The organism is Streptomyces sp. NBC_00637, assembly GCF_045161545.1.
GTDB lineage: Bacteria > Actinomycetota > Actinomycetes > Streptomycetales > Streptomycetaceae > Streptomyces.
The window spans coordinates 2,331,182-2,344,932 of record NZ_CP109046.1 but is presented as its reverse complement, the minus strand read 5'-3'; the positions used below and the strand labels follow the sequence as shown (position 1 = coordinate 2,344,932).

The window sequence follows — 13,751 nt, the reverse complement described above, 5'->3', positions numbered from 1 at the left end:
TGGAAGGGACACCATGGCAACACGTACGTTGAGCAGGGTCGGCAAGGCCCTGCTGGCCCCGGCGCTCGCACTCGGCGCCACCGTCGGACTCGCCGCAGCCCCCGCCCAGGCCGCCGTCTGGAACTCCTGCGACCAGTGGGGCAACACCAGCCTGAACGGCTACACGCTCTACAACAACATCTGGGGCTCCGGCGCCGGCAGCCAGTGCGTCTGGGCCAACTCCGGCACCAACTGGGGCGTCTGGGCCAACCACCCCAACACCGGCGGCATCAAGTCGTACCCCAACTCCAAGAAGGTGATCAACAAGACGATCACCTCGCTCGGTTCGCTGTCCAGCAGCTACAACGTCACGGTCCCGTCGTCCGGCGCCTACAACACGTCGTACGACATCTGGGACACCGACTACGACTACGAGATCATGCTCTGGGTCAACAAGACCGGAGCCGTCGGCCCCCTGGGCACCTCGCAGGGCAACGTGACGCTCGGCGGTCACACCTGGACCGTCTACAAGGGGAACAACGGCGCGAACGAGGTCTTCTCCTTCATCCGCACCTCCAACTCGTCCTCCGGGACGGTCGGCATCCTGCCGATCCTCAAGTGGATCAAGGACACGAAGGGCTGGTTCGGCAACGAGACCATCGGTGACGTGCAGTTCGGATACGAGATCACCTCGTCCTCGGGCGGTCTGGACTTCACCACCAACAACCTGACCGTCAGCAGCAGCTGACCGCAGCGCGCGGCCGGTCCGCGACCGCGCGGGCCGGCCGCGCACCGTCCTCAGGCCCGGTCGGCCTCGGCCCGCAGCGCGTTGTAGTCGGCGAAGGCCGCGTCGACGTCGGCGCGGGTCAGGCCGTACCGGGCGAGGTCGTAGCTGTGCGGCCGGGTGCCCCTCGGGCGGGCGGCCACGGCGGGCAGCCGTGCCGCGTCGGCGTCGGTCCAGCGGGCGCCGACGGCCGCGTAGAGCTTGGGGGCCCCGGCGGCCGGATCGGAACCCAGCCAGGAGTACGGGACGTCCACGAGCGCCCCGGGGGCGAAGGCGGCACGGGCCGCGAGACCGCGGCGCACCGAGCGGCTCAGCAGCTCCAGCCAGGTGGCCCCGAGCCCGTGCAGGTCGACGGGGCGCAGGGTGATGGCCATCCCGTGCTCGATCAGACTGCAGAAGGACGCCACGACGGCGGCCGGGTCGCGGTGCGTCCACACCAGCGTGGCGTCCGGGAAGACGGTGAGCAGGGCGTCCAGGTTCCCGGTGTGCAGGGGCGACTTCAGCACCCAGCGGCGGCGGGTCCTGCCGTACTGGAGCACCTGGTAGATCTGCTTGAGGTACGCGTAGTCGGGCACGTGGTCCCGCTCGTCGAGGGCCGCCCGGTAGGCCGGGATGCGGGCCTGGGACAGCGGCATGACGGTGTGCGGGAGGGCGAAGGTGCACTCCTCGGGGCCCTCGGCCACCAGCGGGTGGATGTCGCGGTATCGCGGGGCGAACAGGTCGATGCCGCCGACCATCAGACGGGCGGCGGTGACCGCCTTGCGGCGGCGCTCGGGCGACGGCTCCAGGTCCGGTGTCAGCAACTCCCACAACAGGGGACATCGGTGCCGCTCCGAGAGGGACAGCACGCCGTGCGTGAGGGTGGTGGCGGTGCGGGGCAGACCCACCACGAACACCGGCCGCTCGATGGGCTCCCGCTCGATCTCGGGGTGTTCGGCGAGAAGCCGCCGCACCCGGGCGCGGTTGGCGAGATGCCTGCGGACATGGCCCTGCGCGGACCACCAGCCGACCGGGGTGAGGTTCTCGTCCCGGGACCAGTGGCGCAGCAGCTGCCGGAAGTCGTCGACGAACCGTTCGTCACCGCCGGCCTGTCCGGCGTCGGCGAGAAGACGGTCGAAGACACGGTCGGGGGAGCGGCGGGAGCCGTGGCCGGGCCGGAGCAGCAGATTGGCCAGGGTGAGGGCGAGCGGGGGTGAGGACACGGGCGGGACACCCTTCGGAGCGGGGACGGGTAGCGGACGGGTGGTCCCTTACCCAGTCAACTGCCCTTTGTCTCCAAGGGAGTTCACCGATGGCGCAGGTTTTACGGGCGGCCGGTCCCTCCCCTGGCCCGGGACCGGCCGCCCGTGCTCGCCTCCCGTGCGGCTACTCCGTGACCGGCAGCCGCGCCCCGTCCCGCAGGAAGAGCGGGAGGCGGTCCAGCGGGGCGTCGACGGTCACGGCGCCGCCGCCCTCGTACGTCTCGCCCGTCCACGCGTCCGTCCAGGTCGCGCCCTCCGGGAGGTAGGCCGTGCGGGCCGTGGCACCCGCCGTCAGCACCGGCGCGACGAGCAGGTCCCGGCCGAAGAGGTAGGAGTCGTCCACCGACCAGGCCGCCTGGTCCTGCGGGAACTCCAGGAACAACGGCCGCATCGGCGGCAGCCCCTCCTCGTGGGCCTCCCGCATGACCGTCAGGACGTACGGCTTGAGCCGCTCGCGCAGCCGCAGGTACTTCTCCAGGACCGCGCCCGCCTCCTCGCCGTACGACCACACCTCGTTCGGGCCGCCGGTCATGTCCGGTCCCAGCGGCATGCCCGGGTCGCGGAAGCCGTGCAGCCGCATCAGCGGGGACAGCGCGCCGAACTGGAACCAGCGGACCATCACCTCCTGGTACGCCGGGTCGCTCGGGTCGCCGCCGTGGAAGCCGCCGATGTCGGTGTTCCACCACGGGATGCCCGACAGCGCGGTGTTCAGTCCGGCCGCGATCTGCCGGCGCAGGGTCGGGAAGTCGGTGCCGATGTCACCGGACCACAGGGCGGCGCCGTAGCGCTGGCTGCCCGCCCACGCCGAACGGTTGAGGCTGATGATCTCCTCCTCGCCGGTGGCGCGCAGACCCTCGTAGAACGTGCGGGCGTTCTCGGCCGGGTAACTGTTGCCGACCTCGAGGCCCGGGCCCGTCCAGTAGCGCAGGTTCTCCGGGAAGCCGGGCTTCAGCTCCGGCTCGCAGGCGTCCAGCCAGAAGGCCGTGATCCCGTACGGCGTCAGGTAGTTGTCGCGGATCCTCGACCACACGAACTCCCGGGCCTCGGGGTTCGTCGCGTCGTAGAACGCCACCTGGACCGTCGACGCGACGCCCTTGTCCGGCCAGTCGGCGTGGGCCATCGGCCCGTACTGGGTGCCGATGAAGTAGCCGCGCTGCTCCATCACCGGATGGTTCTCGCTCAGCGGCGACACCGACGGCCAGACGCTCACCACCAGCTTGACGCCCAGTTCGTCGAGCTCACGGACCATCGCCGCCGGGTCCGGCCACTCGGCCGGGTCGAACTTCCAGTCGCCCAGGTGGGTCCAGTGGAAGAAGTCGCAGACGATGGCGTCGAGGGGCAGGCCCCGGCGCTTGTACTCCCGCGCCACGCCGAGGAGTTCGTCCTGTGTGCGATAGCGCAGCTTGCACTGCCAGAAGCCCGCGGCCCACTCCGGCAGCATCGGGGTACGGCCGGTGGCCGCGCTGTAACGGCGCTGGGCGTCGGCCGGGGTGCCGGCGGTGATCCAGTAGTCGATCTGCCGGGCGGAGTCCGCGACCCAGCGGGTGCCGTTGCCGGCCAGTTCGACCCGGCCGATCGCCGGGTTGTTCCACAGCAGGGTGTAGCCGCGGCTGGAGGTGAGCACCGGGATGCCCACCTCGGCGTTGCGCTGGACCAGGTCCAGGACCAGGCCCTTCTGGTCCAGGCGGCCGTGCTGGTGCTGGCCGAGGCCGTACAGCTTCTCGTCGTCGTAGGCGGCGAAGCGCTGTTCCAGGCGGTGGTGGCCGTTGCCGACGGCCGTGTAGAGGCGGGTGCCCGGCCACCAGAAGTGGGCGCGCTCCTCGGCCAGGATCTCGGTGCGGTCGTCCGTCCGCAGGAACCGGATCACACCCTCGGCGTTCACCTCGACGGTGAGGGCGCCGACCGTCAACAGGCCCTCGGCGTCCGTGATCTTGACGCTGCTCTCGGTGGCCGGCGGCTCGTCGAGCAGGGCGCCCGGCAGCCCATCGAGGATCGGCCCGCCGAGCCGGGCGCGCACCCGGACGGCGTCCGGACCCCACGGCTCGACCCGCACGGTCTCCTGGCGGCCGCTCCACTCCAGCACGCCGCCGTGCTCACGGAAGGTGCCGACCGTGGGCGACGACTGCGCGAGGCTGACCTGAGGCTGGTTTTCGGCAGGCTGGTTCATGTGAGGTGCTCCTTGAAGGAGTGCAGACATGGCGGTGCCCTGGCAACGGGCGCGACGGCGGAAGGACGGAGGAGCGGAGGGGCGGAAAAGCGGAAAGGCGGGGGGCTGGGGTGGGTCAGGAGACGGTGGGCGCCGGCCCCGTGCTCGCCCGGATCGTCAGCTCGGGCGCGATCAGCACGACCTCGTCATCGCCGTGCCCCTCCAGCTTGGCGACGAGACGTTCCACGGCGTGCCGGCCCATCTCCTGCGCGGGGATGGCGACCGAGGTCAGCCGCACCGATGCCTGGACGGCGACCTGGTCGGGGCAGATGGCCACCACCGACACGTCCTCCGGCACGGCCCGGCCCTGCTGGCGCAGCAGTGCGAGGAGCGGCTCGACCGCCGACTCGTTCTGGACGACGAACCCGGTGGTGCCCGGCCGCTCGTCGAGGACCCGGGCCAGGGTCACGGCCATCGCGTCGTACCCGCCCTCGCACGGGCGGTGCAGCAGCCGCAGGCCCAGCTCCTTGGCCCGGTGGCGCAGTCCGTCGAGCGTGCGTTCGGCGAAGCCGGTGTGCCGTTCGTAGACCGCCGGCGCCTCGCCGATGACAGCGATGTCACGGTGCCCCAGCATGGCCAGGTGCTCCACGCAGAGTGCGCCGGTCGCCGCGAAGTCCAGATCGACGCAGGTCAGGCCGGAGGTTTCGGCGGGCAGCCCGATCAGCACGGACGGCTGGTCGGTGGAGCGCAGCAGCGGCAGCCGCTCGTCGTCGAGTTCGACGTCCATCAGGATCATCGCGTCGGCGAGCCCGCTGCCGGTGACGCGGCGGACGGCGTCGGGGCCCTCCTCGCCGGTGAGCAGCAGGACGTCGTACCCGTGGGTGCGCGCGTGCGTGGCCACCGCGATGGCGATCTCCATCATCACCGGCACATAGATGTCGGTGCGCAGCGGGATCATCAGCGCGATGATGTTCGACCTGCTGCTGGCCAGTGCGCGGGCGCCCGCGTTCGGGTGGTAGCCCAGCTCCCGGATGCTCTGCTCGACCCGCTGCCGGGTGGTCGTGGAGATGGACCGCTTGCCACTGAGGACATAGCTCACCGTGCTCGCCGAGACTCCGGCGTGCTGGGCGACCTCGGCGAGGGTGACCATCCAGCTCTCCAAGTTTTGTGAAGCGCTTCGACAGTGCGCAGGGCGAACACGGGCGGGTGAGGGTGGTTCGACAGTAGCTCTAGCGGGGGTGGGTGTCCATAGGTTGTCGAAGCGCTTCGACAGCGAGTTGTGGGGGATTGGTGGAGAAGAGTACGGCACGCTTTTCCGGCCCCCGCGGCCACCACTCGTTCGGCGCAGGCCCCGCACCGAAGACCGGCGCGTCCCCGGCGGCGCGGCGGGCGCCGGGGCCCTCGCGGAAACCGGCCGCCGCAACCGCTTCGCCACGTGGCCGACGGAGGCCGGACCCGCGCGCGTGGGGTGGCCACCTCGCCCCGGATCGGGTACCAACGATCGGGTAGCACCCATCGGTAACCAATGTGGCCCGAGATCCCGATTCGCGGCGAGGTGAGCCTCATGTCCGCACCACCCCTCAAGAAACCCACTGTCACCGAGCGTGAGGCGCGCCAGGTCGCCGAGGCGGCTCGGGAGCAGGACTGGCGCAAACCCAGCTTCGGCAAGGAACTGTTCCTCGGCCGCTTCCGGCTGGACCTCATCCACCCGCATCCGCTCCCCACGGACGAGGCCGTCCGGCGCGGCGAGCAGTTCCTGACGAAACTCCGCACCTTCTGCGAGACGCAGGTGGACGGGGCCCTGATCGAACGTGAGGCCCGCATCCCCGACGAGGTGATCAACGGGCTCAAGGAGCTCGGCGCCCTCGGCATGAAGATCGACCCCAAGTACGGCGGTCTCGGCCTCACCCAGGTGTACTACAACAAAGCCCTGGCCCTGGTGGGCTCGGCGAGCCCCGCGGTCGGCGTGCTGCTCTCGGCACACCAGTCGATCGGCGTACCCCAGCCGCTGAAACTGTTCGGCACCCCGGAGCAGAAGCAGCACTTCCTGCCGCGCTGCGCCCGCACCGACATCAGCGCCTTCCTCCTCACCGAGCCGGACGTCGGCTCCGACCCGGCCCGCCTCGCGACGAGCGCGGTGCCGGACGGCGACGACTACGTCCTCGACGGCGTGAAGCTGTGGACCACCAACGGCGTGGTCGCCGACCTGCTGGTGGTGATGGCCAGGGTGCCCAAGAGCGAGGGCCACCGGGGCGGTATCACCGCCTTCGTCGTGGAGGCGGACTCGCCCGGCATCACCGTGGAGAACCGCAATGCCTTCATGGGCCTGCGCGGCATCGAGAACGGCGTGACCCGCTTCCACCAGGTGCGGGTGCCGGCCGCGAACCGCATCGGCCCCGAGGGCGTGGGCCTGAAGATCGCCCTGACCACGCTCAACACGGGCCGGCTCTCGCTGCCCGCGTCCTGTGTGGCGGCCGGTAAGTGGTCGCTGAAGATCGCCCGCGAGTGGTCCGCGGCCCGCGAGCAGTGGGGCAGGCCGATCGCCCACCACGAGGCGGTCGGCGCGAAGATCAGCTTCATCGCGGCGACCACCTTCGCCCTGGAGGCGGTGCTCGACCTGTCCTCCCAGATGGCGGACGAGGACCGCAACGACATCCGGATCGAGGGCGCGCTGGCCAAGCTCATCGCCTCCGAGCTGGGCTGGCGCATGGCCGACGAGCTGGTCCAGATCCGCGGCGGCCGCGGCTTCGAGACGGCCGCTTCGCTGGCCGCCCGCGGCGAGAAGGCCGTCCCCGCCGAACAGGTCCTGCGCGACCTGCGGATCAACCGCATCTTCGAGGGCTCGACGGAGATCATGCACCTCCTCATCGCCCGCGAGGCCGTCGACGCCCACCTCTCGGTGGCCGGGGACCTGATCGATCCCGACAAGTCCCTCCAGGACAAGGCGAGGGCGGGCGCGAACGCCGGCGTCTTCTACGCCAAGTGGCTGCCGAAACTGGTCGCGGGTCCGGGCCAGCTGCCGTCCTCCTACGCGGAGTTCAAGCACGAAGTCGACCTTTCCCCGCATCTGCGGCACGTCGAGCGGCACTCCCGCAAGCTCGCCCGCTCCACCTTCTACGCCATGTCCCGCTGGCAGGGCCGGATGGAGACCAAGCAGGCCTTCCTCGGCCGGATCGTGGACATCGGGGCGGAGCTGTTCGCGATGAGCGCGGCCTGCGTACGCGCCGAACTCCTGCGCTCGCGCGGCGAGAACGGCCGGGAGGCCTACCAGCTCGCCGACGCCTTCTGCCGTCAGTCCCGGATCCGCGTCGACGAGCTCTTCAGCCGGCTCTGGAGCAACACCGACGACGTGGACGGCAAGGTCGTCAAGGGTGTCATGGCCGGCACCTACGAGTGGCTGGAGCACGGCATCGTCGACCCGTCCGGGGACGGTCCCTGGATCGCCGACACCACACCGGGCCCCAGCGAGCACGCGAACGTCCACCGCCGCATCCGCTGAGCCCGCTCCGGGACGTGGGTCCGCCACCGTGCGCGGACTCACGTCCCGGCGGTCGTGCCCCCGCCGATCGGCGCCCTTCTGGTCAGCACCCGGACCACGTTGGTGGGCACGGTGATCAGCCGGCTCCTGGCCCGCGCCGTCACCGCCAGTTCGACCCAGCGCGGCATCGGATCCGGCGGCAGGGCGGCACCGGCCCGCAGTTCGAGCCGCCTGATCAGCTGCGACTCCAGCTGCCACAGCGCGATGTCCAGGCCGCCCTCGGGGACGTCGTACGACAACGTCCGCGTGAACTCGGACTCCGTGTTCACCGAGATGGTCGACCTGGTGAGCCGGGACCACTGCGCGCTCGCCTGCGCGGCGAGGAACGAGACGTCCAGCTTCGCCTCCAGGCCGATGGTGGTCGCCAGTTCCCGCGCGGTCTCCTCGCTGACACCCACGCGGACCGTCCGCTCGTCGGTGAACTGGCTGGGCCCGTCGGTGGACACCACCCACAGCAGCCGCCAGCGCTGCACATGCCCCAGCCGGAACGTCAGCACCCGCGAGGCCGCGTCCAGCTGTGCCGGGGCCAGCGCGCCGAAGCCCGGCTCCCGCGCGAGCAGCCGACGGGTGAACGCCGGGGCGGAGACGCTGCGCGAGACCAGCCAGGCGGACTGGCGGTGCTGGAGCTCACCGAGCGCCGACCCCACCGACTCGCCCAGGAAGGCGGGCGGTTCACGATGGGTCAGGGCGATGGTGCGCCGGTTCGTGGTCGTGCTCATGGCCGTGGTCCGCTCCGCCCGCCCCGGGCGGGCGGCCCGGTGGGCCGGTGCAGGGCCCGGTGGTGGAGGTCGGCCGCACACTGCGCGATGGATTCCACCGCCCCCAGCGCGAAGGCGAGATCGCCGGACCGGTCGCCGCTCAGACTGACCTCGAGGGTCTGGCTGCCCGCGACGGTCACCTTCAGCAGCCCGTCGGTGGCGTGTGCCGAGGACGGGTACAGCACGTGCAGGGTCACCGGGACCCGGCCGGCCCAGACCACCTGGCCGGTCACCGCGATCCGGTCGGAGCGCACGACGTGGCGCAGCCCGTCGTACTTCGCCATCAGGTCCCGGTCACGGGCCAGCCGTTCCTGGCCCTGGGGCGAGTCGGTCCAGCCCGGCACCGACAGCGGCACCGGCCCGCGCGCCGCCGGATCGGGAACCGCGACCGTCCCGCCCGCCGGGCCCGGCGCCGCCTCGGTGACGATCAGGTTCTCCGCCGCCAGTTCGTAGTAGTGCCGGTCGCCCCGGACGAAGAGGAAGTGCCGGGCCGACGCGAAGCCACGGCTGTCCGTGCCCAGGCTGGCGAAGAAGAAGTCGTGGTTGTGCCCCTGGGCGTTCACCGTGTCCCGGTATCCCTCGACGTCCCCGGAACTCAGGTTGCGCAGCTGGTTGGGATGGTGGCTGTGCCAGCTGCCCAGGTGCTCGATCTCGGGGTAGCGCTTCTCCAGCCGCCGGAACTCCTGGGTCTGGAACTCGGTGTCGCCGCGATGGAACGTGGGGGTGCGGTCCGCCCGCGGCCCGTCGTCGATGTAGTCCACGACGTGCAGTTCCAGTCGCTCCATCGCCGCGTGGCGCTCGTCCAGCCGCTCGGAACGCTTCGTGCCGCGGATGAATCCGACGTACTTGCCGCCCACCTCCACCTTCGGATGGCCGAGGATCTCCTGCGTGAAGCGCCGCGTCACCCGGGGCCGTACGAAGACCCGCAGTGCGGCCGGGCATTTCCTGCGGGCTGTTCCGAACATCTCCACCGTCCTCACTCGCTGTCCGTGTCGGCTTCGGTGGCCGGTCCGCAGGTGAGATGGCACCCGGTGAGCGGCCGGAGCAGGATGCGCGTGTTGTCGTACGAGTTGCCGAAGAGGCCCTCGGCCCGGCGGATGCCGACGGTCAGCCAGTTGAAACTCGGCTGGAGCAGGTACCGCGAGCGACGGCCGCCCAGCAGCGAGAGCACGTAGTGGGCGTGGTACGAGGCCACGATGGAGATGTCGGCGGCCAGCCCGGAGGCGGCGAAGTCGGTCTCGCCCAGGCCGTAGATCCGCTGCTGTTCCTCGTCGGTGAGTTCCAGCCAGTCGTCGAGGTCCAGACCCCGGTCCATGCAGAACTTCAGCTTGCAGTCGTGACAGCCGGTCTCGCCCGGGAGATAGGCGTACACCTCGCCGCCGAGCCCGGTGCGGAACACCATGCCGAAGACACACGGGACGCGGCTGCGCACGCACAGCTCGTTGACGTAGTTGCGGGCCACGGCGTCGTCGACCGCGCACACCACCAGGGTCGCGCCGGCGATCGCCCGCTCGATCTCGGGGGATGTGGTCACGTCGTGCGCGAAGGAGTCGACCCGGCTCGCCGGATTGCGGTCCACGAGCCATTCGGTGGCGATGTCGGTCTTGAGCCGCCCTAGGTCGCCACGCCGCGCCGGATGCTTGACCAGGTTCTCCGGCTGGAGCACGTCGGGGTCGAACAGCGCCCAGTCGCGGATGCCGCACATGGCCAGGCGCTCCATGACCACGGTGCCTCCGCTCCCGAGGCCGACCAGGACGATCCTGGCCCGGCCCAGCTCGGAGGTGTCGAGGAGATAGTCGATGCGGGATGTGTCGAGCACCGCGTCAGCGGTCATACCAGGACCTCCTCAGGTGCCCGGTGGCGCCTGCTGGTGGGGCTGCTGGGGGCCCGGCCATACCTGCCGCTCGACCCAGATCTCGTACTTGTTGAGCCAGATCGCCGCCTTCGCGACCACGGCGGCCGCCGAGAAGAAGGAGGACCACTGCCTGCGACGCATCACGCAGATCGTGCCGTCCGCGTACATGTGCGGGTTCTTCACCGGCGTCCAGCCGTGCGGCCAGACCTGCGGAAGGCTGTGCGGATAGCCGTCGGGCAGATCGATCCACATGTCGTACCGGGTGCCGGCGAACGTGCGCAGCGGACCCCTGGCGACCGCCCAGGTGCCCGGGCGCGGAGTCGTGGAGTCGAGAACGAACCTGGGGAAGTGCAGCGCCAGGATGCGTCTCTCCTCGGCCAGCCGGCCGCCCACCGGATCGGCGCCGATGACCAGACTGCGGGTGACCTTGATGTCCCTCGCCTCGCCCGGCACGTCAGGACCGGTCCGTCCGGGAGTACTCCCCCTTCTGGTCGGCGATGCCGACGATCGGCTTGTTGATGAACCCGGCGGGCGACTTCCCGGCGGCATAGATGTTGCCGTCCTCGCCGACCTCCACGAGGTCGTTGTCACCCAGCGATGACAGCAGTTGCTCCGCCTCTGCGCGGCTCGTCATCCAAACCCCCCGATCGATCCGCAGATCCTGGGCCGAAAGTTAGCGGCACGGTTAGGTGAAGTACCAACGAAAAAGACAAAATGATCGGTACGGGAAGCAGGGCGGAAAACTCCGCACAGCGGACGATGTGAAATGCGCATCGCCGACCATGTCCGGCCGTGCGGGGTGGGGCGTGAGCGACCGATGGCCCCTCACGGGGGACACCCCGGTCCGGCCCCGCACCCGTTGCGGCAACAATGGGGGGATGACCGACAGTCCAGCCCCCCTCGCCGACCCGCACCTCGTCTACGACCCGGTCGCGGGCGACGGCCCGAAGGACGTGGCGATCCTCGGCTCCACCGGTTCGATCGGCACCCAGGCCATCGACCTCGTGCTGCGCAACCCGGACCGCTTCCGGGTGACCGGCCTGTCCGCCAACGGCGGTCGGGTCGCCCTCCTCGCCGAGCAGGCCCGCCGGCTGCGGGTACGGACCGTCGCGGTCGCCCGCGAGGACGTCGTCGCGGCCCTGCGTGAGGCGCTCTCCGCCGAGTACGGGCCGGGGGAGCCGCTCCCCGAGATCCTGGCCGGCCCGGAGGCCGCCGCCCAGCTCGCCGCCGGCGACTGCCACACCGTCCTCAACGGCATCACGGGCTCCATCGGCCTCGCGCCCACCCTCGCCGCGCTGAAGGCGGGCCGCACCCTCGCGCTCGCCAACAAGGAGTCGCTCATCGTCGGCGGCCCGCTGGTCAAGGCGCTCGCCCGGCCCGGCCAGATCATCCCGGTGGACTCCGAGCACGCGGCCCTCTTCCAGGCCCTCGCCGCCGGTACCCGGGCTGAGGTGCGCAAGCTCGTCGTCACCGCCTCCGGCGGCCCGTTCCGCGGCCGCACGAAGCGGGAGCTGGCGAACGTGACGGTCGAGGAGGCCCTCGCCCACCCCACCTGGTCGATGGGCCCGGTGATCACGATCAACTCCGCGACCCTGGTCAACAAGGGCCTGGAGGTCATCGAGGCGCACCTTCTCTACGACATTCCCTTCGACCGCATTGAGGTCGTCGTGCATCCCCAGTCGTATGTCCACTCGATGGTGGAGTTCACGGACGGATCGACGCTGGCCCAGGCGACGCCCCCCGACATGAGGGGGCCGATCGCCGTCGGTCTGGGCTGGCCGCGGCGCGTCCCCGACGCGGCGCCCGCCTTCGACTGGAGCACGGCGTCGACGTGGGAGTTCTTCCCGCTCGACAACGAGGCCTTCCCCTCGGTGAACCTCGCGCGGCACGTGGGCGAGCTCGCGGGTACGGCCCCGGCGGTGTTCAATGCCGCCAACGAGGAATGTGTGGAGGCGTTCCGCAAGGGCGCGCTCCCGTTCAACGGCGTCATGGAGACCGTCACCCGGGTCGTGCGGGAGCACGGCACACCGGCGACGGGAACTTCACTCACCGTGTCGGACGTCCTCGAAGCGGAGACCTGGGCACGGGCCCGGTCCCGGGAACTGACGGCAACCGCGGAGGCGCGTGCATGACAGCCCTGATGATGGTCCTCGGCATAGTCGTCTTCGCGGTCGGCCTGCTGATCTCGATCGCCTGGCACGAGCTGGGCCACCTGTCCACGGCCAAGCTCTTCGGCATCCGGGTTCCCCAGTACATGGTCGGCTTCGGCCCGACGGTCTTCTCCCGGAAGAAGGGCGAGACCGAGTACGGCGTCAAGGCCATCCCCTTCGGCGGCTACATCCGCATGATCGGCATGTTCCCGCCGGGCGACGACGGCCGGATCACGGCCCGCTCCACGTCCCCCTGGCGCGGCATGATCGAGGACGCCCGCTCGGCCGCGTACGAGGAGCTCCAGCCGGGCGACGAGACGCGCATGTTCTACACGCGCAAGCCCTGGAAACGGGTCATCGTGATGTTCGCGGGCCCCTTCATGAACCTGGTGCTCGCGGTGGGCCTGTTCCTCACCGTCCTGATGGGCTTCGGCATCCAGCAGCAGACCAACACCGTCAGCTCGGTCTCCCCCTGCGTCATCTCGCAGAGCGAGAACCGCGACGAGTGCAAGTCAAGCGACCCGGCCTCCCCGGCCGCGGCCGCCGGCATGAAGCCGGGCGACAAGATCGTCTCCTTCGCCGGGCAGCGCACGGACGACTGGGACACGCTCTCCGACCTGATCCGGGTCAGCGCCGGCAAGGACGTCGCCATCGTCGTCGACCGGGGTGGCAAGGAACTGACCCTGCACACCACGATCGCCACCAACCGGGTCGCCAAGAAGGACTCGGACGGGACCTACGTCCAGGGCGAGTACGTCAAGGCCGGCTTCCTCGGCTTCAGCGCGGCCACCGGCGTCGTCAGGCAGGACTTCGGCGACTCCGTGTCCTGGATGACCGACCGGGTGGGCGAGGCCGTCGACTCCATCGCGGCCCTCCCCGGCAAGATCCCGGCCCTGTGGAACGCCGCCTTCGACGGCGCTCCCCGTGAGCCCGACTCACCCATGGGCGTGGTCGGCGCGGCCCGCGTCGGCGGCGAGATCTTCACCCTGGACATCCCGGCCTCGCAGCAGCTGGCCATGGCCGTGATGCTGGTCGCGGGCTTCAACCTCTCCCTGTTCCTCTTCAACATGCTCCCGCTGCTGCCGCTGGACGGCGGGCACATCGCGGGCGCCCTGTGGGAGTCCCTGCGCCGCAACCTCGCCAAGGTCCTGCGCAGGCCGGACCCGGGCCCGTTCGACGTGGCGAAGCTGATGCCCGTGGCGTACGTGGTGGCGGGCATCTTCATCTGCTTCACGGTGCTGGTCCTCATCGCGGACGTGGTGAACCCGGTGCGCATCTCGTAGCCACCTCCTCGTCACGC

Annotated in this window: 12 protein-coding genes; 4 read left to right on the top strand and 8 right to left on the bottom strand. The window is 70.7% G+C overall.

Annotation, left to right across the window (positions count from 1 at the left end; all coding sequences use genetic code 11):
* Nucleotides 1-13: 13 nt before the first annotated feature.
* Nucleotides 14-727: a glycoside hydrolase family 12 protein gene (locus OG440_RS09930; RefSeq protein WP_406006482.1), complete on the top strand. Its 714-nt coding sequence runs from the start codon at nucleotides 14-16 to the stop codon at nucleotides 725-727.
* A gap of 50 nt (nucleotides 728-777) precedes the next feature.
* Here OG440_RS09930 and OG440_RS09925 read toward each other — a convergent pair whose 3' ends face one another.
* The 3 genes from OG440_RS09925 to OG440_RS09915 all read right to left on the bottom strand — a co-directional run bounded on the left by OG440_RS09925 (nucleotide 778) and on the right by OG440_RS09915 (nucleotide 5,300).
* Nucleotides 778-1,965, bottom strand: coding sequence for a sulfotransferase family protein (locus OG440_RS09925; RefSeq protein ID WP_406006481.1), 1,188 nt, complete (start codon nucleotides 1,963-1,965; stop codon nucleotides 778-780).
* 163 nt (nucleotides 1,966-2,128) lie between these two features.
* A complete protein-coding gene (locus OG440_RS09920) occupies nucleotides 2,129-4,171 on the bottom strand; it encodes a TIM-barrel domain-containing protein (RefSeq protein ID WP_406006480.1) in 2,043 nt (680 codons plus the stop codon).
* Nucleotides 4,172-4,286: 115 nt separating this feature from the next.
* The gene (locus tag OG440_RS09915; protein WP_406006479.1) at nucleotides 4,287-5,300 is read right to left on the bottom strand and encodes a LacI family DNA-binding transcriptional regulator; all 1,014 of its coding nucleotides are present in this window, start codon (nucleotides 5,298-5,300) and stop codon (nucleotides 4,287-4,289) included.
* Nucleotides 5,301-5,714: 414 nt separating this feature from the next.
* Between OG440_RS09915 and OG440_RS09910 the strand changes: the two genes are divergently transcribed.
* Nucleotides 5,715-7,649 carry an acyl-CoA dehydrogenase family protein gene (locus OG440_RS09910; RefSeq protein WP_406006478.1) on the top strand — a complete coding sequence of 645 codons (1,935 nt, stop codon included), beginning with the start codon at nucleotides 5,715-5,717 and terminating at the stop codon, nucleotides 7,647-7,649.
* 38 nt (nucleotides 7,650-7,687) lie between these two features.
* Here OG440_RS09910 and OG440_RS09905 read toward each other — a convergent pair whose 3' ends face one another.
* From OG440_RS09905 to OG440_RS09885, 5 genes are read right to left on the bottom strand one after another with little or no spacing between them, the layout of a single operon-like run.
* A complete protein-coding gene (locus tag OG440_RS09905) occupies nucleotides 7,688-8,407 on the bottom strand; it encodes a hypothetical protein (RefSeq protein ID WP_406006477.1) in 720 nt (239 codons plus the stop codon).
* Nucleotides 8,404-9,411, bottom strand: coding sequence for a hypothetical protein (locus OG440_RS09900; protein WP_406006476.1), 1,008 nt, complete (start codon nucleotides 9,409-9,411; stop codon nucleotides 8,404-8,406). Before OG440_RS09900 ends, OG440_RS09905 begins: the two co-directional genes overlap by 4 nt.
* An 11-nt stretch (nucleotides 9,412-9,422) precedes the next feature.
* Nucleotides 9,423-10,280: a ThiF family adenylyltransferase gene (locus OG440_RS09895; RefSeq protein ID WP_406006475.1), complete on the bottom strand. Its 858-nt coding sequence runs from the start codon at nucleotides 10,278-10,280 to the stop codon at nucleotides 9,423-9,425.
* A 12-nt stretch (nucleotides 10,281-10,292) separates the two neighbouring features.
* The gene (locus tag OG440_RS09890; RefSeq protein ID WP_406006474.1) at nucleotides 10,293-10,754 is read right to left on the bottom strand and encodes a ubiquitin-conjugating enzyme E2 variant; all 462 of its coding nucleotides are present in this window, start codon (nucleotides 10,752-10,754) and stop codon (nucleotides 10,293-10,295) included.
* A gap of 1 nt (nucleotide 10,755) precedes the next feature.
* On the bottom strand, nucleotides 10,756-10,935 hold the full coding sequence (locus OG440_RS09885) for a hypothetical protein (RefSeq protein ID WP_406006473.1): 180 nt from the start codon (nucleotides 10,933-10,935) through the stop codon (nucleotides 10,756-10,758).
* A gap of 244 nt (nucleotides 10,936-11,179) precedes the next feature.
* Here OG440_RS09885 and dxr point away from each other — a divergent pair, with 244 nt between their 5' ends.
* Both dxr and OG440_RS09875 read left to right on the top strand, forming a co-directional pair.
* Nucleotides 11,180-12,433 (top strand): 1-deoxy-D-xylulose-5-phosphate reductoisomerase, encoded by a 1,254-nt coding sequence (gene dxr / locus OG440_RS09880; protein ID WP_406006472.1) that lies wholly within the window; start codon nucleotides 11,180-11,182, stop codon nucleotides 12,431-12,433.
* Nucleotides 12,430-13,734, top strand: a complete 1,305-nt coding sequence (locus OG440_RS09875; protein WP_406006471.1) for a M50 family metallopeptidase — start codon at nucleotides 12,430-12,432, stop codon at nucleotides 13,732-13,734. The genes dxr and OG440_RS09875 overlap by 4 nt, the downstream gene beginning before the upstream one ends.
* Nucleotides 13,735-13,751: the final 17 nt, after the last annotated feature.

What these genes read in the sequence shown, in the direction of transcription:
- OG440_RS09930 (WP_406006482.1), top strand. Translation starts at nt 14, where the DNA reads ATGGCAACACGTACGTTGAGCAGGGTCGGCAAGGCCCTGCTGGCCCCG.
- OG440_RS09920 (WP_406006480.1), bottom strand. Translation starts at nt 4,171, where the DNA reads ATGAACCAGCCTGCCGAAAACCAGCCTCAGGTCAGCCTCGCGCAGTCG.
- OG440_RS09915 (WP_406006479.1), bottom strand. Translation starts at nt 5,300, where the DNA reads ATGGTCACCCTCGCCGAGGTCGCCCAGCACGCCGGAGTCTCGGCGAGC.
- OG440_RS09910 (WP_406006478.1), top strand. Translation starts at nt 5,715, where the DNA reads ATGTCCGCACCACCCCTCAAGAAACCCACTGTCACCGAGCGTGAGGCG.
- OG440_RS09905 (WP_406006477.1), bottom strand. Translation starts at nt 8,407, where the DNA reads ATGAGCACGACCACGAACCGGCGCACCATCGCCCTGACCCATCGTGAA.
- OG440_RS09900 (WP_406006476.1), bottom strand. Translation starts at nt 9,411, where the DNA reads ATGTTCGGAACAGCCCGCAGGAAATGCCCGGCCGCACTGCGGGTCTTC.
- OG440_RS09895 (WP_406006475.1), bottom strand. Translation starts at nt 10,280, where the DNA reads ATGACCGCTGACGCGGTGCTCGACACATCCCGCATCGACTATCTCCTC.
- OG440_RS09885 (WP_406006473.1), bottom strand. Translation starts at nt 10,935, where the DNA reads ATGACGAGCCGCGCAGAGGCGGAGCAACTGCTGTCATCGCTGGGTGAC.
- dxr (WP_406006472.1), top strand. Translation starts at nt 11,180, where the DNA reads ATGACCGACAGTCCAGCCCCCCTCGCCGACCCGCACCTCGTCTACGAC.
- OG440_RS09875 (WP_406006471.1), top strand. Translation starts at nt 12,430, where the DNA reads ATGACAGCCCTGATGATGGTCCTCGGCATAGTCGTCTTCGCGGTCGGC.